The organism is Pseudoalteromonas sp. SR43-7, from assembly GCF_014163785.1.
Classification (GTDB): domain Bacteria; phylum Pseudomonadota; class Gammaproteobacteria; order Enterobacterales; family Alteromonadaceae; genus Pseudoalteromonas; species Pseudoalteromonas distincta.
In genome coordinates this window covers 144,093-160,910 of the sequence record NZ_JACJDY010000002.1, presented here as the reverse complement: position 1 = coordinate 160,910, position 16,818 = coordinate 144,093, and the positions used below count along the sequence as shown (strand labels likewise).

Annotated in this window: 14 protein-coding genes; 7 read left to right on the top strand and 7 right to left on the bottom strand. The window is 37.8% G+C overall.

Annotated features, from left to right (window positions below; translation table 11 throughout):
• Nucleotides 1-6: 6 nt before the first annotated feature.
• The 7 genes from H5087_RS02105 (at nt 7) to H5087_RS02075 (ending at nt 7,308) form a co-directional block, all read left to right on the top strand.
• On the top strand, nt 7-1,194 hold the full coding sequence (locus H5087_RS02105) for a glycosyltransferase family 4 protein (protein ID WP_182670986.1): 1,188 nt from the start codon (nt 7-9) through the stop codon (nt 1,192-1,194).
• On the top strand, nt 1,184-1,696 hold the full coding sequence (locus H5087_RS02100; RefSeq protein ID WP_182670985.1) for an acyltransferase: 513 nt from the start codon (nt 1,184-1,186) through the stop codon (nt 1,694-1,696). The genes H5087_RS02105 and H5087_RS02100 overlap by 11 nt, the downstream gene beginning before the upstream one ends.
• Complete coding sequence (locus H5087_RS02095; RefSeq protein WP_182670984.1) at nt 1,697-2,773, top strand: CapA family protein; 1,077 nt, start codon at nt 1,697-1,699, stop codon at nt 2,771-2,773.
• Entirely contained in the window at nt 2,770-3,627 is an 858-nt protein-coding gene (locus H5087_RS02090) for an ATP-grasp fold amidoligase family protein (RefSeq protein WP_182670983.1), read from the top strand. The genes H5087_RS02095 and H5087_RS02090 overlap by 4 nt, the downstream gene beginning before the upstream one ends.
• Before the next feature lie 50 nt (nt 3,628-3,677).
• Entirely contained in the window at nt 3,678-4,844 is a 1,167-nt protein-coding gene (locus tag H5087_RS02085; RefSeq protein ID WP_182670982.1) for a nucleotide sugar dehydrogenase, read from the top strand.
• A 423-nt stretch (nt 4,845-5,267) separates the two neighbouring features.
• On the top strand, nt 5,268-6,272 hold the full coding sequence (locus H5087_RS02080) for an NAD-dependent epimerase (protein WP_182670981.1): 1,005 nt from the start codon (nt 5,268-5,270) through the stop codon (nt 6,270-6,272).
• 19 nt (nt 6,273-6,291) lie between these two features.
• Nucleotides 6,292-7,308, top strand: a complete 1,017-nt coding sequence (locus H5087_RS02075) for an acyltransferase (protein ID WP_182670980.1) — start codon at nt 6,292-6,294, stop codon at nt 7,306-7,308.
• A gap of 490 nt (nt 7,309-7,798) precedes the next feature.
• Here the strand turns inward: H5087_RS02075 and H5087_RS02070 are convergent, their stop codons facing one another.
• The 7 genes from H5087_RS02070 to surA form a co-directional block, all read right to left on the bottom strand.
• A complete protein-coding gene (locus H5087_RS02070) occupies nt 7,799-9,241 on the bottom strand; it encodes a capsule assembly Wzi family protein (RefSeq protein ID WP_182670979.1) in 1,443 nt (480 codons plus the stop codon).
• A gap of 1,130 nt (nt 9,242-10,371) precedes the next feature.
• Nucleotides 10,372-12,387 carry a methyl-accepting chemotaxis protein gene (locus tag H5087_RS02065; RefSeq protein ID WP_182670978.1) on the bottom strand — a complete coding sequence of 672 codons (2,016 nt, stop codon included), beginning with the start codon at nt 12,385-12,387 and terminating at the stop codon, nt 10,372-10,374.
• Between the two features lie 137 nt (nt 12,388-12,524).
• The gene (locus H5087_RS02060; RefSeq protein WP_182670977.1) at nt 12,525-13,343 is read right to left on the bottom strand and encodes a symmetrical bis(5'-nucleosyl)-tetraphosphatase; all 819 of its coding nucleotides are present in this window, start codon (nt 13,341-13,343) and stop codon (nt 12,525-12,527) included.
• Nucleotides 13,344-13,351: 8 nt separating this feature from the next.
• On the bottom strand, nt 13,352-13,741 hold the full coding sequence (apaG, locus tag H5087_RS02055) for a Co2+/Mg2+ efflux protein ApaG (protein ID WP_002960839.1): 390 nt from the start codon (nt 13,739-13,741) through the stop codon (nt 13,352-13,354).
• The gene (rsmA, locus tag H5087_RS02050; RefSeq protein WP_182670976.1) at nt 13,725-14,531 is read right to left on the bottom strand and encodes a 16S rRNA (adenine(1518)-N(6)/adenine(1519)-N(6))-dimethyltransferase RsmA; all 807 of its coding nucleotides are present in this window, start codon (nt 14,529-14,531) and stop codon (nt 13,725-13,727) included. Before rsmA ends, apaG begins: the two co-directional genes overlap by 17 nt.
• Nucleotides 14,528-15,520 carry a 4-hydroxythreonine-4-phosphate dehydrogenase PdxA gene (gene pdxA / locus H5087_RS02045; RefSeq protein WP_002960836.1) on the bottom strand — a complete coding sequence of 331 codons (993 nt, stop codon included), beginning with the start codon at nt 15,518-15,520 and terminating at the stop codon, nt 14,528-14,530. The genes rsmA and pdxA overlap by 4 nt, the downstream gene beginning before the upstream one ends.
• Before the next feature lie 2 nt (nt 15,521-15,522).
• Nucleotides 15,523-16,818, bottom strand: a complete 1,296-nt coding sequence (surA, locus tag H5087_RS02040) for a peptidylprolyl isomerase SurA (protein ID WP_024596717.1) — start codon at nt 16,816-16,818, stop codon at nt 15,523-15,525.

Genomic DNA, 16,818 nt, shown 5'->3' with positions numbered 1-16,818 from the left:
GAATATATGAAAATTATAGCATTCGTTGGTGAAACTTATGAAAAATTTGATAAAACTTTTTTTGCCAAGCCAACATCCGCAGCTTTTTTACAAGATGCTATAGGTAAAAGTAATGTATATGTATGCTCACCTTCTTACGAGGTTCAGTTAATGCCTCGTAATTTCAGTACTGAAGTTGATCAAAGCCACTTCCATTCATTTCCTTCTTATCGTTCAACGAAAGACTTTGCATTAAAAAGTCTGTTCAAGAAAGGTTATTTAAAGTCTTATCAGTTAGCTGCTGATAATATTATTTCTAAACATAGTGGTTCATATTTTTGGATTAGAACCCCTTCCATTGGGAGTATTATTTTTGGGCTAAGAGCTTTAAAGGCGGGTGAAAAGGTTTTACATCACATGTGTGCAGATGCTTCTAATACTTGGAAGGATGGTAAGTACTCTGCAATCGAAAAAGTTTTTGGGTACTTGTTGTCTCGTTTTATTCGTTATAAGTTGAGTCAAATTTGTATTCATAAAAATACTATCAATTTGTGTACGGGCTCTACGCTGGAGAAGTTTAGTAACCAATATGCACCAAATAATACATATCAATTTGTAGACTTAATGATAAAAAAGCCTCCTATTAATACTAGCTTTAATCAAGGTAATACAGATGTTATAAAGCTATTGTTCATAGGCCGTGTGGTCGAAGATAAAGGTATTTTCGACCTCATAAATTCAATGAGTCAGTTAGGGGGCAGTGTTCAGCTAACAGTTATAGGTGATGGACCTGATTTGGAGGCATCCAAGATGTTAGTTGATCGACTAGGTATTTCTAGTAGTGTATTTTTCAAAGGGCAATTACCTCACTCAGAATTGGCTAGCTATCTAGAATCTACAACTCTTGTTGTTATACCTTCAAATAATTACTATGAGGGTTTTCCACGTGTAATTATGGAGGCATGGGCCTATAAAAAGCCAGTTATAGTATCAAAAGTTGGTGGAGTAAAAGCATTTGTAGTTCATGGTGATAATGGATTAATCTTTGAACAAGGTGACAGTGCTGGTTTATTGTCAACCATTGAACTATTGATCCACGACAGAGTGCTTCTATCTAAGTTACAGAAAGGAGCTGAAAAAATGCAGTGTTTATCGAATCAACAATATTGGATAAAGCGAACTTTAGATATAATAGGCTATAAAAATGAAGCATAAGTTATTTCTTTTGTATGCTTGGTTTATCTGGGCGTTTACCTTCTTTCTTCCCGATATAGGCGTTTTGATGAGGTTTAGGGGAGGGTTATATAGTTTAGCTATGGGTGAGTGCGGAAAAAACTTTCAAGTCTCTTCTGGGGCTCGGTTGTTTTGTTTGCCTAATTTAACGTGTGGTAATGACGTTTATATAGCAACGAATGTGGTAATAAACGCATGTGAAAAAATTATATTAGGTAATGAAGTAATGGTTGGCATTGGAAGTACCTTAGTGTCAGGCAATCATACGTTATTAGAAAAAAGCTACCGTTATGGAGAGTCAGAACGCGAAGAAATATTTATAGGGGCTGGAGCTTGGATTGCTGGCAATGCGCTCGTATTGGCTGGGGGGAGATTGCCTGAATCAAGTTTACTAGCAGGTGGCGCTGTTCTATCTAAATCTTTCTATGAACCAGGAATTTATGGTGGTATACCTGCAAAGTTAATTAAATTAAATGGAAAGTAAATGCTAAGTATTAATTTTACAGGCGATGTTAGTTTTACGGGGGCCTACGCCAGTAACGTAAGAGGGGCATCTCCTATAATGTCAAGTTCGATTCTGGACTTTATTGACAACAGCGACCTGACGGTGATTAATTTGGAAGGCCCTGTCACATCAACTAACTCGTTAAGAAAAGATTTAGAAGTAAAAAGCCCAGTCGAGAGCATTCACTACTTAAAAAGTTGTAATATAAGTTGTTTAAATATTTCAAATAATCATATATTTGACTGCGGAGAGTCTGGTTATATTGAGACACTAGGTCTCATTGAAGGGGCAGGTCTATTACATATCGGTACAATGGATAAAAGTTTATTCAAAGTTGAGATAATTGAAAGAAGTGGTGTAAAGGTTGCTTTAATTGGTTTCACTCAGCAATTCAAAAGTATGACGAATTCTTGTATTGATAAGTTAGCAGTTTATAATAAAAAAATTTTAAAAAAGACTATTGACAGTGTCCGAAGTGATGTTAATTGGGTCGTGCTCAATTTCCATGGTGGTGAAGAATATACTATTTATCCTTGGTATAAAAAAAGAGATTTTTTGAAAAGTCTTTTTAAATATTCAGTAGATATTATAATATGCCACCACTCTCACACTATCCAGCCTTACGAAAGAATAGCGGATAATAAGTATATATTTTATTCATTAGGTAACTTTATTTTTGATTTACCTAATCATAAAAATAAATCATTCCTCAATGACTCCCTTATTTTAAAATTATCATTTACTACTGCTGATATCACGATAGATTACTTACCTGTAAAACTAATTCCGGTTGAGGGAAAAGTTATCAGTTCCATTATCGAACCAAGGTTTTTTTATGATCTGCAAGTGGAGGGGTATTCGAAAGATAAGTGGCATCGTGAGTGTACTAGAGTAGTGGAAGAAAGAAACCCTATAAATAATACTTCTGAAAGTAAACGCAATTTAATAACCCGTTTTGCCGGTTTCTTAAAAAAGGCAGAAGTTTTACTGCTTAATCCTGAGTTTCGGGGAATTGTTATTGGGCATTTATTAAATAGGTTAAAGGGTTTAAAATGACTGTTTTTTATAGGTTAATTGTATTTTTGGCATTGCTGATGCCTTTGAAGTTAAGAGTGTCGCTCTATTATTTTTACAAGCATAGGCAGCTTATTAATTTCCAAGAGCCCAAAAAGTATACAGAAAAGTTGCAGGTAAGAAAGTTAAATATGTTAGAAAAATATTCAGAACTTTCTGATAAATACTTTGTTCGTAAAACTGTTGAGGACATAGTCGGTAGCGAGTATTTAATTCCACTTCTAGGAGTTTATAACTCATTCGACGAAATCGAATTTGATAACCTCCCTGACTCTTTTGTCATTAAAACTAATTTCGGGAGCGGAGAGGAGCATTTAGAAATTGTAAAAAATAAAGCTGTAATTAATATAGCTAAATTGCAGTGGAAGTTTAATAAAGCAATGCGTTCATCTTATAAGGGCTCAATATTGGGGGAAACGCAATATGATCTAATTCCAAGAAAGCTAATAATTGAAGAGCTTATAGAGAATGGCGGGAATGATATTGAAGATTTTAAATTTCATATTTTTAATTGTAACGAGGGTTTTTTGCAAATAGACTTTGATCGTTTTTCTAGTCATAAGCGAAATTTATACACACTTGATTACCGTAGGTTGGATTATGATTTAATGTATAAAGGCGGGGACTACGACTTACCTTCTGAACTAAATTTGAACCGTTTAAAAGCTATTGCACTTGAGTTAGCGAAGGAGTTCGATTATGTAAGGGTAGATCTTTATCTCGTCGAAGACCGAATATACTTTGGAGAGATGACTTTTACACCAGGAAATGGGTTTGAGGCATTTTCTTCAATTGAAGCTGATATAAGCTATGGTCAGCTATGGGAGCAAGGCTAACCTATCCTGTAACTTTGGAATTTTAACATTTAATTAAATTAGGGAATAATATGAAAATTGCCGTAGTAGGTACAGGCTATGTAGGCCTTTCTAACGCTATGTTGCTAGCACAACACAATGAAGTGGTCGCATTAGATATAGACGAACACAAAATAGCACTGTTGAATGATAAAAAATCACCAATTGTCGATACCGAAATTAGTGAATTTTTAACACGTAGTGACTTAAACTTTACAGCAACTACCGACAAAGTAGCAGCATACAAAAACGCTGATTTTGTAATTATTGCTACACCAACCGATTACGATGTTGAAAATAACTACTTTAATACAAGCTCTGTAGAAGCTGTAATTAAAGATGCGATAGCGCATAACCCAAATGCAGTTATGGTTATTAAGTCGACTATACCCGTTGGTTTTACGCAAGGTATTAAAGAGGCGTTAGGCGTTAGTAACTTAATATTTTCGCCAGAGTTTTTACGTGAAGGTAAAGCGCTACACGATAACCTATACCCATCGCGTATTGTTGTTGGTGAGCAAAGTGATCGCGCAAGTGTATTTGCAAGCTTACTTAAGCAAGGCGCTATAAAAGAAGATATTGAAGTACTTTTTACTGACTCAACAGAAGCCGAAGCTATTAAGTTGTTCTCAAACACTTATTTAGCAATGCGTGTAGCTTACTTTAATGAGCTTGATAGCTACGCTGAAGCGCATGGCTTAAACTCTAAGCAAATTATACAGGGTGTTAGTTTAGACCCACGTATTGGTGATCATTACAACAATCCATCGTTTGGTTACGGTGGTTACTGCTTACCAAAAGATACTAAGCAGCTACGTGCAAACTATGCAAATGTACCAAACAACATTATTGGTGCAATTGTTGATGCTAATACGACACGTAAAGACTTTATTGCCGACTCAATAATTAAGCGTAGCCCTAAAGTGGTTGGCGTGTATCGTTTAGTAATGAAAACAGGGTCTGATAACTTCAGAGCCTCTGCTATACAAGGCATTATGAAGCGCATTAAGGCGAAAGGTATTGAGGTAGTAGTTTACGAACCAGTACTTGAAGAAAATGAATTTTATCACTCACGTGTAATTAAAGACTTAAACGAGTTTAAGCAAATATCTGATGTTGTTGTATCTAACCGTATGGTTGAAGAGCTTAGCGATATTGCAGACAAAGTTTATACTCGCGATTTGTTTGGTAGCGATTAATAAAAAAAATAGCAGTTAGGTTAAAGGCTTATAGTTGAAATTAGTGTTTTTTGTGCGTGAGCAAGCTTCACGCCTACGACTCAGCCGTATAATTGCGATGTTATTGTTGTAGGCGCCTTGCTTACTGGTGCGTTTAGGCTTTTTCGTGCGTGCGCAAACTTTACGCCTACGACTCAGCCGTATAATTGCGATATTATTGTTGTAGGCGCCTTGTTTGCTGGCGCGTTAGCAAATAAGCATAGCTTTAAAAAGTTAAAGGCATTGAGGTAAAAGTACGGACCTGGATGTAAGAGTCTAGGCAGTTATCAAAAATGATATCTGCCTTGATGAAAATTATTGAAACTTGGGATTAAGCTTTTAGTCTTCAACTTTCGACTTTCAACTTTCAACTTTCAACTTTATCAGCTTAAAGATTAGGAAATTATGAAATATTTAGTAACGGGTGCTGCAGGTTTTATTGGCGCGGCAACATGTCAAAAATTGTTAGCGGCCGGTCATGTAGTAGTCGGTATTGATAACCTTAACGATTATTACGATGTAAATTTAAAACTAGCTCGTTTAGCGCAGTTTGAAAGCCATGAAGCATTTACATTTATTAAGCTTGATATAAGTGAACGCCCAGTAATGGGCGAGTTATTTAAAACACAGCAGTTTGATAAAGTAATACATTTAGCGGCGCAAGCCGGTGTTAGGTATTCAATAGAAAACCCTGATGCTTATGCAGACTCTAATTTAGTAGGGCACTTAAATGTGCTTGAAGGGTGTCGTAATAATAAAGTTAAACACTTGGTTTATGCTTCATCTAGCTCTGTATATGGCTTAAACGAAAAAACACCGTTTGAAACAACCGACAGTGTCGATCACCCAGTGTCGTTTTATGCTGCAACTAAAAAAGCCAATGAGCTAATGGCGCATAGCTATTCTCATTTATATAGTTTACCTACAACAGGCTTACGCTTTTTTACTGTATATGGCCCATGGGGTCGCCCAGATATGGCACCGTATATTTTTACTAAAAAAATACTTGCCGGCGACATTATTGATATAAATAACAACGGCGATATGTGGCGTGACTTTACTTACATAGATGACATAGTAGAAGGTGTTGTTCGTGCTGCCGATGTTATACCTAAAGCAAACCCAGATTGGAGAGTTGAAACCGGTTCACCTGCTTCTAGCTCCGCTCCGTATGCGGTTTATAATATTGGTCACGGTAGCCCAATAAACCTAATGAAGTTTATAGAAGCCATTGAAGCTGAACTAGGTACTGAAGCTAAAAAGAACTTCCGTGAAATGCAAGCCGGCGATGTTTATAAAACTTATGCTGATACTACGGATTTATTTAATGCGACAGGCTATAAAGCGCAAGTTGATGTTAAGCAAGGCGTAAGTGAGCTTATTAAGTGGTACAAAAGCTTTTACTCTTAACTAACTAAATGGACTTAACGTGTACCTTTCAATTCAATACCTTAGAGCTCTAGCTGCTTTTATGGTTTTACTTACTCATACAAGTTTTAAACTTGAAAATAATGGATCTGATTTGCTTAGCTGGTTTAATATTGGTGGCTATGGGGTCGATTTATTTTTTATAATTTCAGGCTTTATAATGTGCCTAACGGTGCAAGATAAAAAAATAAACTTTACTACGTTTATGAAGCAAAGAGTTATTAGAATAATTCCTTTGTATTGGTTGATGACTTCGGTTGCGTTAATTATTTTTTTTATAAACCCCTCCTTAGTGAATTCTTCTGGCGGGGTTACCTCCATAATTTCATCTTATTTACTTATTCCTGATGGAACAAAGTACCTTGTAAATAATGGATGGACTTTGAGTTATGAGTTTTTTTTCTATTTTATTTTTTCTCTTTTTCTATTTGATAAAGGAAAGCAAAAATTATTTACGTCAATAGTGTTGATGACCCTTTTTATTTTTGGAATGATACTTAATTTTGATTTACCAATATTAAAGTTTATTACAAGCCCTTTACTTTTAGAGTTTATTATGGGGATTTTAGCGTTTGAATTTATTAAAAAGTATAAATTTAAAGCTAGTATTTCATTATTATTGCTACTATTTGGTTTTGCTCTTTTAATTTTTATGAATGAAAGTGGTTACTACAACGCAATATTTGGAAAAGCACTAACTTCTGGTGTGCCAATGTTTTTTGTTTTTCTTGGTTTTGTTAGCTTGGAATCAAGAGTTAGAAAAAAGAAATTTTATTTAGAATTAGGGATGTCATCCTATTCACTTTATTTAGTGCACCCATTTACACTTGCTGCAATAACGTTCATTTTTAAATATTTAGGGATAATTAATCTTTCAGTTCTGTACTTTTTTTCTATGATAGGGGCAAGCTTACTATCTGGTTGGTTATGCTACTTTTTTATTGAAAAAAAGCTTGATACTTTAATTAGATCTAAAAAAAAGCTTAATATCAAAACTGAAAAAGTACTTACTCATTAATATAATGATGGTTTATTACTTCCCTTGTTTAGCCTCTTTCTAAACATAATCTGTTTATTTAAAAGATAAAGGACTACCCGTGAAAGCCGTTATCCCTGTTGCTGGCCTTGGTATTCGCATGTTGCCAATTAGTGGATAAGCTAATAATTCAATATATTGTTAATGAATGCGTCAGTAGTGCGATTGTGTAAAACTTATTTGTTAATGACACTCTGCCTTTTCGCAATAAATTAGAACGATACATTTTTACAGGCGTACAGTACTTTTTTAAAGATAGCAGAGGTTTTTAAAATAAGAGAGCGCGAAGTAAATTCGCACCTACAGGGTGTTATATTGTAGGTGAGGCTTTATACCTCGCTTTTAGTAAAGTTGGGTTAGATGAGCGCGAAGTAAATTCGGACCTACAGGGGATATTGTAGGTGAGGTTTTATACCTCGCCTTGGTAACGTTGGGTTAGGTGAGCGCGAAATAAATTCGCACTTATAGGGTGTTAAAAATTAGCAAATACACCTAACCTAGCAAACGTTTCCCCGTATACATCTTTTCCTTGATACAGCTCAGCTCCCCAACTTTTAGCGCCCATTATTGGTTTACTCAACTTGCGTGTGTACGCTGTTTGCAGTTCGTAACTTGTTTTATACCCTTCATTTTTATTTTCAAGCATACGAATAGTGGTATTTAAGCTTTCTATTTTACTTAATTGCCAATGCCAGTTTACGCTCATCGATTTAGCCGGAGTGTAGTCGGTGTAGTCGTGTTCATCACCTGCCCAGTGGCCAATTACATTACCTGAATTACGGTTGCCGTCTAAATAAATACCATTGGCGTACCAAAGTTTTTGCCAATTACTGTGTTCAAACCTTAAGCTGTGGTTATTAGCAATAAACGGTAAGTAAACACCAAAGCTATATGCATTATTGCGAGAGCCGCCTAGGGTGTCTTCAAGCGCAACTTCACCATAAAACTCGAACGGTAGCGTATAAATACTATTGTTATAGGCAAAAGTAATTGAGCCTAGTTGATCGCCAAGCTCAAAATTTTCACCAAGCTCATCAGCATCTTCTCTTCCTACGTTATCTTTAGCGCCAGGAGTAAAAAATCCTTCTGTAAAATCTTTAATTGTAACGCTTCGTGGGCCGCCACCAAACTGCATTAAGCGGCTTAAGCCTATTGTTAAGTTATCGGTTGCTGCAAAACTAGTATGTAAGCCAAATAAATATGGTTTACCTGGTTCATAAACTCTTGCCACACCTGTTTGCTTACCTTCTTTTAAAATTCCGCTTTGCTCTGTCATTTTACTAATAAACATATCGTAACGAATATTAAAGCTGGTTATTGGCTCTACATTACTAAGCGTTATAGAAGGCGTTGTTTTAGCTTGTGTGCTTAATAGCATGGCACTGTCGTTAAATGGCGAGTACCAATGCTCACGGTAACCTACATCTAGCTGCGCGTATCTATTACCAAGGTAAAAAAAGCTTTGTGTAGGTAATATTTCGTCTTCGTTGGCTATGCCTGCAGCACTTACACCAAAGTAACGCCCGAAGTTAGCGTAAGCGCCGCCTTCAACTATCAAGTTGGTTTTAGTGGTTTGGCCGCGTTGGTTAGGTAGTGTTTTATCTTTTGTGCCAGCAGCAAGCGTTACTCTTGCAAATGTGCCCGCGTCGCTTTGAATATAAGGACTAAGTTGGTACGAAAGTGTTTGATATAACTCTGGATAAGTATGCCTAACTGTTTGAAGTACTCTATAAATATCGTGCGCCTTATAAGGCTTACTCATAATATGTGTGTTTTTACTTACGGCTAAAAGTCGTTGTACTTGGTGCTCAAGTTCTGGGGCTTGATTTAAAGGTAAGTAGGGTGATACGCCACCTTTAGCAACAGCATTTGCACTGATTGCCATCCCGATAAACAGTGATATTTTTTTGAGCATAATTATTCCGTTAGCAAAAATTTGTTTAAGTAAAAACGTTAACGCGAGGTTAGCAATAAACGCCTAAGTAAGGAAGAAAAAAGCGATATATTAGTGGGGATATATAGGAGTAGGCTATCATTCGCAGGTGATAGACTATCCGTTAAATTCGAGCGCGTTTTGCATGTAGTGTTTTGCTATAAAGCAGGTGGCGAACGCATTTAATAAGTTATACCTACAAAAAATAGATTTATAAGTTATTTATTCACAAAGAGGTCAAGAGGGCGCTTCGCTTTAGAGAAGCCAAAAGTAGGTAAGCTATTAGTAATAAATATTTAAAGCTGCGCTTTTCGCGTGAGCAAGCTTCACGCCTACCGTGAAAGTTTGACGCCGTGGTTAAATTTACTTGTAGGGGAGCAACATTCGTAATTTCTGTGCTTTAATCTCTTCTCATTTACTCCTCTTTGTACAATCAGGTTTTCAGTGATTTATTCACAAAGAGGTTAAGAGGGCGCTTCGCTTTAGAGAAGCCAAAAGTAGGTTATTTATTAAGTATAAATATTAAAAGCTGCGCTTTTCGCGTGAGCAAGCTTCACGCCTACTGTGAAAGTTTGACGCCGTGGTTAAATTTACTTGTAGGCGAGCAAAATTCGTAATTTCTGTGCTTTAGTCTCTTCTCATTTACTCCTCTTTGTACAATCAGGTTTTAAGTAATTTATTCACAAAGAGGTTAAGAGGGCGCTGCACTTTAGAGAAGCCAAAAGTAGGTAGTCTATTAAGTATAAATATTAAAAGCTACTTTTTTCGCGTGAGCAAGCTTCACGCCTACCTGGAAAGTTTGATGCTGTGGTTAAATTTACTTGTAGGCGAGCAAAATTCGTAATTTCTGTGTTTTAGTCTCTTCTCATTTACTCCTCTTTTACTTCTCTTTGTGCAATAAGGTTTTAAGTAATTTATTCACAAAAAGGTTAAGAGGGCGCTGCACTTTAGTGAAGGCAAAAGCAGGTAATATAAATGTTTAAAATTGCGTTTTTACGTGAGTAAGAGCGGCGCTTACCGGTAAGGTTTTATACCTCACTTTAAAGCCCTAATAAACAAAAAACCCCGATGGTACTGTGTACCATCGGGGTTTTTTAATCGTTTTAGTAAACCTAAACTTTAAATTCGTCTACCGACAAGCGAAGCTCTTCAGCCAGTTTTGCTACTTCTGAACTTGAGATATTAGTTTGGTTTGCGCCTTCGGCTGTTTGCTCTGCGATGGCTACAATCGACTCAAGGCGTTCGCTAATTTCTTGTGCTACTTGTTGTTGCTCAAGTGCGGCAGTCGAAATTTCTTCACTTACGTCGTGGGCTTGCGAAACTGCAAATGTAATCGAATCAAGTGCGCTACTTGCTAGGTCGGTTTGCTCAACACACGATACAGCGCGTTGCTTACCTTTGCTCATTGCCGTTACTGCAGCTTCAGCGCCTGTTTGTAGCGACTCAATCATTGATTGTATCTCTTGGGTCGACTCTTGAGTTTTACTCGCTAGAGAGCGCACTTCGTCAGCTACAACAGCAAAGCCTCGGCCGTATTCACCAGCTCGCGCAGCTTCAATTGCGGCATTTAGTGCAAGTAGGTTCGTTTGATCCGCTATTCCGCGTATTACATCTAAAATGCTGCCTATTGATGCGCTATCTTGATGCAGTTTATTTATAACTTGTGAGGCATCGTCTACTTCACGTGCTAGCTGTTCGATCGTTGCTTTATTGTTATTCGAAATACCTTTAACGCGTTCAGCTTCTTTATCAGCATTTTTAATTTCGCTAAGTGCTTGTTGAGCGCTGTTACTAACTGTTTGCGATGTACTACTCATTTCGGTTGTTGCCGTTGCGGCTTGTTCAACTTGTGCTTGCTGGTTACGAATTGCTTGGCTTGATTCTGAGGTAATGGCTGATGTTTGCTCTGATGCTGCTGCAAGCTGAGTCGAGCGCGAAATAATACCTTTAATTAGGCTGCGTAGGCTGTCAATTAGTGTATTACAACTTTTAGATAGTTCGCCAAACTCGTCTTGAGCGCTGTCGTCTAAACGTTGTGTCATGTCGCCACTGGCAACAATATCTAAAATGCGATTAACTTCGGCAAGTGGTTTAGTAATGCGGCTAACAGTAATAATGGCAATCACAATTGCTAAAAGAGTGGCTATAACCATACCAACCCAGGTCCATAAATTAGCTGAGTCAACGTCGCTGCGCACACCTTGTTGTAATTTAAACGCAACGTCACTCGCTTGATTAACTAGTTCGTCAATTTGGTTAAGTGCCATTTTGGTGGCTTGCTCTGACTGTGCAAGCTCTGATTGCGTAAGCGTAATCGAATCAATTAAACGTTTTTTGTTTGCCGCTAAGCTGTTACTGCCCTTGATGTTATTTTCTAAAATATCAACATACTCTTTTAGGCTTGAATATAAGTCGCTATGCGTTTGCTCTATTGCTGGCTTAATTAAATCAACGGTACGTACTACTTCTTCAAGGTAATACGTTTGCTCGTTTTTAACAATATCGAGAGTATTAAGCGTTTTAACTGTTAGCATGTCGGTGCTGTTACTAACTACCGACATAAAGTTGTTTTCTAAATTATTTGCAGCTTGATAAGCGCGAGGGTGGTTTTGTTCAAACCCGTCAATGTCGGTAATATCGAGTACAACAGAGTTAGCATCTTCTGCACTTAGTTCTATATTTTCTAATTGTGCTTTTAATGTTTTATTTAATGCTAGTTGTTTTGCTTTGTCTTCTAATAAGTTTTCGACGGTGCTTAAAAAGCTTAAGTAGGTTTTTTCTACATTTTGGCTACTTTGATTAAGCGCAGCATCGTTTTTTACTACGTCTTGAAGCTCACGGTGCAGCGTGTTGAACAATTGTTTTTGCTCAAGGACCTGAGCTTTTATTGGCGCAAGCTCATTGGCTGATGTTGTGTAAAAGCTCGCTTGTGCGGCTTTACTCATTAAAATAAATTCGGCTTGTAGCTCAGAGCTTTTATTTAATGCTGGGAGGGATAGTTGGTTCACTTTTTGAGTGGAACGGTCAATATTTGCAATTTTTATTAAGGAATTACCACCAATTATTAATAATAATAGTGTGATAAATATAAAACCACCCCAAATACGCTGGCTTACTGTCAGGTTCATAAGATTTCCACTCAAAAAGTACTTCAATTAAAACTTATCGGCGTTTGTACCAATAAGTTAAGTAATTAAAATCAATTACTTTAATTAATTTTAACTATTAATTGATAAATCTAACAGATGTATTGTTTTTTTTCAGTTTATTTAGACGAAAGGTGGGAATTTTCTACGATTACTTTTTTAGTACTCAGCTCCATTAGGCTCATGGTGTTACCCCATACGCAGCCTGTATCTAGGGCGTGAACCCGTGAATTACCTGTTCTACCTTCAAGTGCGGCCCAGTGACCAAAAATAATATCGTGTTTAGATTTAGCTATATTGGGGTGGTTAAACCAAGGAGTGAGAGTGTCGTTGTCGGTTATTGCACCCTTTGCATTAAGCTCGAGTTTGTTATCACTTGTTAAAAAACGCATGCGGGTAAAGTAATTCACTATGTATCTAAACTTTGCAAAGTCATCAAGGGTGTTAGACCACCTAGCTGGGTGAGCCTGATACATGTGTTCAAAAAACGCTTTTGCGTTACTTGATTGATAACAGCTTTGTGCAAATTGAGCTTTTTTTAGCGCATTTTCAACAGACCAATCGGGATTTAACCCCGCGTGAGATATAAAGCAGTTATGTTTTATAAGCTCTAAAGCCAATGGCTGGGTTTGTAAAAAAGCGATGTAGTTAGCCAATTTAGGGCTTTCAAATATTGAGTTTAATTTATCTTTTGGATTTATAGGTTTGTTAAGAAAGTAGCAGGCAACCATGTGAAGGTCGTGATTGCCTAAAGTGATGGTCATGCTATTTTGATGTTGATAAATATAGTCTAAGCAGGCTAGGGAGTCAGGCCCGCGAGCAACTATGTCGCCAACTAAATATAGGTGATCTTTACTTGGGTTAAAATCAACCCGTTGTAAAAGGGTGTTAAATTCACTAAAACACCCTTGTAAATCACCTATCGCATAATCTGCCATCTAAGTGCTTAATGCAAAATGTTAGGGCAAGCCAAACGAAACACATTAATAGGCGCCTGAAACTCAGAGCCAAACTCGTTGCGTAACGTGTAATGGCCTTGCATAGTACCTACAGGTGTATCTAAAATTGCACCGCTGGTGTATTTATAGCTTTCGCCTGGGCCAATATCTGGCATTTCGCCAACAACGCCTTCGCCTTCAACTTCTACTTGTTTGCCATTTGCGTCGGTAATTAACCAATAGCGGCTCAGTAATTTTGCACTGCATAAACTATGGTTTTTAATTGTTACCGAGTAAGCAAATACATATTTTTCAAGCTCAGGTTGAGATTGACCTTCTACGTAAAATGTTTCTACAGATACCTTTACAGGCGATCCAATGTTACTGCTTGTTGTCATAAATCCAGTTAGCTATATCAATAAATTGTTGTAAAGATAAGCGCTCAGCACGCAGCGTTATATCAATGCCAATGCTAGTTAGTTCTTCTGCGGTAAGTAAATTACCTAAACTATTACGTAGCGTTTTGCGGCGCTGGTTAAATGCTTCTAAACACACGGTGTTTAAAATTTTAACGCTTTTTGCTGTACGTTGCTCTGGCTTTTTAGGTATTAAACGAATAACAGCAGAGTCAACTTTTGGCGCTGGTTTAAAGCACTCAGGTGGTACTTCAACAACCGGCATTGCATTACAGTAGTATTGAGTCATTACGCTTAAGCGGCCAAATGTTTTACTACCTGGGCTTGCTACCATGCGTTTTACTACTTCTTTTTGAAGCATAAAGTGCATGTGCTCAATATGATCTGAAAATTCAAAAAGGTGAAACAATAACGGTGTCGAAATATTGTAAGGTAAGTTACCAAACACTTTTAATTTTTTGTCATCGCGAACCAAGCTTGCAAAGTCAAACGTCATTGCATCGCCTTGGTTAACGGTTAATTTAGGACCCAAAAATGGGTGTTCAATTAATCGTTGTGCTAAGTCTTTATCTAATTCAACAACCGTTAAATGGCCGCTTAAGTCGGCTACTGGCTCAGTAATTGCGCCAAGGCCGGGGCCAATTTCTACTAAGTTGTCTTCTGGTTTAGGATCAATCGCAGAGACTATTTTATCGATGATAGATTCATCAAATAAAAAGTTTTGCCCAAAACGCTTACGAGCGCGGTGTCCTAAATGTACTTTATCGGTCATTGATTTTGTGCTTTTTCTTGGGCGAGCTTAATTGCTTCGCGGATCGCTAATTCAAAACTGCCAACGTCAGCTGTACCAGTCCCTGCTAAATCGAGTGCAGTACCGTGGTCAACTGAGGTGCGGATAAATGGTAAGCCAAGGGTAATATTTACCGATTTACCAAATCCTTTGTATTTTAGCACAGGTAATCCCTGATCGTGATACATAGCAAGTACTGCATCTGCTTCAGATAGGTATTTATGTTGAAATAAGGTATCGGCCGGTAGTGGGCCAATTAAATTCATCCCTTCGCTTCTAAGTATTTCAAGCGTTGGGGTGATTGTTTCTATTTCTTCACGGCCTAAATGGCCATCTTCACCCGCATGTGGGTTTAAGCCACACACTAAAATACGTGGTTTTTCTATCCCAAACTTAGTTTGTAGGTCGTGATTTAAAATACCCGCTACTTTAGTTAAGCGCTCAGGAGTAATGGCACGCGATACATACGCAAGTGGAATATGCGTGGTTACAAGTGCAACGCGTAAACCTTCAGTTGCAAGCATCATAACTACATCTGCAGTATTTGATTGCTGCGCAAAATACTCAGTGTGTCCGCTAAATGAAATGCCCGCTTTGTTAATAATGCCTTTGTGAACAGGGCCCGTAACAACCGCATCGAACGTGCCATCCATGTTTTTTTCACTTGCTATACGCAAGGTATCTAACACGTATTGGCCGTTACCGTCATTTAGTACGCCAAGCTCTACATCCGCACCTAAATCAACCTGATGAATATACAAACTGCCCGCAGGTGCTGCTATGGCAGGGGCATTATCATCAAAGTTAATTAAATTTATTGTTAAGCCTAAATGCTTTGCACGCTCTTTTAATAGTTTGCCATCAGCAATCGCTATTAGTTGAGCGTCCCACGCTTGCTGAGCAAGCGTGAGTAGTAAATCTGGGCCAATACCGGCTGGTTCACCCGGTGTAATAGCAATTCTTAGAGTCATATTTATTGGTCTATAGGGAAAATTTCAACGTGAGCTTGCTCGCGCATTTCTTGCTGCCAGTTAAAACTTTCTTCCTTAAATTTACGGTTAAACAACATACCGTGAGCACGGTTACGTTTAGCTAGTTCAGTTTTATCAGCTACACGCTTACCAAGTAACTGCACAATATGCCAACCAAACTGTGTTCTAAACGGTTCGCTTATTTCATTTTCTTTAAGAGAAAGTAATGTATCTTTAAACGCAGGTACGTAGGTAGTTGGATCTGTCCAATCGTACTCGCCACCTTTAAGTGCAGAGCCTGGATCTTCTGAGTACTCTTTAGCAAGTTCACCAAAGTCGGCTGTTCCTGCACGTAAGTCTTTTGCAAAGCCTGCAAGCATTGAGCGTGCTTTTTCTTCACTTAAAATAATTGAAGGTTTAATAAGTATATGGCGTGAACGTACTTCAGTTGTTTCTACAACTTGTAGACCACGAACGTCTTGTACTTTAATGATATGAAAACCTGCACCAGAGCGAAGTGGGCCAACAATAGCGCCTTTCTTTTGGCCTTTTACTGCTTCAGCAAAAAGCGATGGCATTTCGTTAATGCCCATGTAACCAAGTTGTCCACCTTCAAGTGCTTTAGAGCCGCTTGATGATGAAATAGCAATACGCTTAAATTCTTGGCCATCGTTTAATAGCTCAATAACCTTATCTGCACGTGTTTTTGCATCAGCAATTTCGTCAGCTGTCGCATCGTTAGGGATATCTATTAAAATATGACCAATGTCGTACTCTTCAGCACTTTGACCTTGGGTTTCCATAATTTTTAAAAGGTTATCAACTTCTTGTTCGCTAATATAAATACGACGATCAACGCTTGCACGTGTTACTTGCTGCGTTGTGATTTCTTTACGAATTTCTTCACGGTAAGCTTGAAAGCTTTCGCCCGAACCTTCAATAGTGCGGCGTAAGTCGGCGATTGTTCCGCCTTGCTCTTTTGCCATGTTAGCGAGAGTTTGATCGAGTTGGCTGTCTGAGATTTGTAATCCCATACGCTCAGCCATTTGTATCATAAGCGCTTGATTAACTAAACGCTCTACAGCTTGTACACGAAGTGTTTCATCTTTTGGTAATTGCTGGCCTTGTTCTTGTGCTTGCTTTTTAACACGATCAATTATGGTGTCTACTTCGCTTTTTAAAATTACGCCTTGGTTTACAACGCCAATAACTTTATCTATTTCTACTGGTGCAGCCATTACACTTTGACAAAGGCTGGCACTTAAAACTGCTGATGTTAATAATTTTTTTAAATTCAT

What these genes read in the sequence shown, in the direction of transcription:
- H5087_RS02105 (WP_182670986.1), top strand. Translation starts at nt 7, where the DNA reads ATGAAAATTATAGCATTCGTTGGTGAAACTTATGAAAAATTTGATAAA.
- H5087_RS02100 (WP_182670985.1), top strand. Translation starts at nt 1,184, where the DNA reads ATGAAGCATAAGTTATTTCTTTTGTATGCTTGGTTTATCTGGGCGTTT.
- H5087_RS02095 (WP_182670984.1), top strand. Translation starts at nt 1,697, where the DNA reads ATGCTAAGTATTAATTTTACAGGCGATGTTAGTTTTACGGGGGCCTAC.
- H5087_RS02090 (WP_182670983.1), top strand. Translation starts at nt 2,770, where the DNA reads ATGACTGTTTTTTATAGGTTAATTGTATTTTTGGCATTGCTGATGCCT.
- H5087_RS02085 (WP_182670982.1), top strand. Translation starts at nt 3,678, where the DNA reads ATGAAAATTGCCGTAGTAGGTACAGGCTATGTAGGCCTTTCTAACGCT.
- H5087_RS02080 (WP_182670981.1), top strand. Translation starts at nt 5,268, where the DNA reads ATGAAATATTTAGTAACGGGTGCTGCAGGTTTTATTGGCGCGGCAACA.
- H5087_RS02070 (WP_182670979.1), bottom strand. Translation starts at nt 9,241, where the DNA reads ATGCTCAAAAAAATATCACTGTTTATCGGGATGGCAATCAGTGCAAAT.
- H5087_RS02065 (WP_182670978.1), bottom strand. Translation starts at nt 12,387, where the DNA reads ATGAACCTGACAGTAAGCCAGCGTATTTGGGGTGGTTTTATATTTATC.
- H5087_RS02060 (WP_182670977.1), bottom strand. Translation starts at nt 13,343, where the DNA reads ATGGCAGATTATGCGATAGGTGATTTACAAGGGTGTTTTAGTGAATTT.
- apaG (WP_002960839.1), bottom strand. Translation starts at nt 13,741, where the DNA reads ATGACAACAAGCAGTAACATTGGATCGCCTGTAAAGGTATCTGTAGAA.
- rsmA (WP_182670976.1), bottom strand. Translation starts at nt 14,531, where the DNA reads ATGACCGATAAAGTACATTTAGGACACCGCGCTCGTAAGCGTTTTGGG.
- pdxA (WP_002960836.1), bottom strand. Translation starts at nt 15,520, where the DNA reads ATGACTCTAAGAATTGCTATTACACCGGGTGAACCAGCCGGTATTGGC.
- surA (WP_024596717.1), bottom strand. Translation starts at nt 16,818, where the DNA reads ATGAATTTAAAAAAATTATTAACATCAGCAGTTTTAAGTGCCAGCCTT.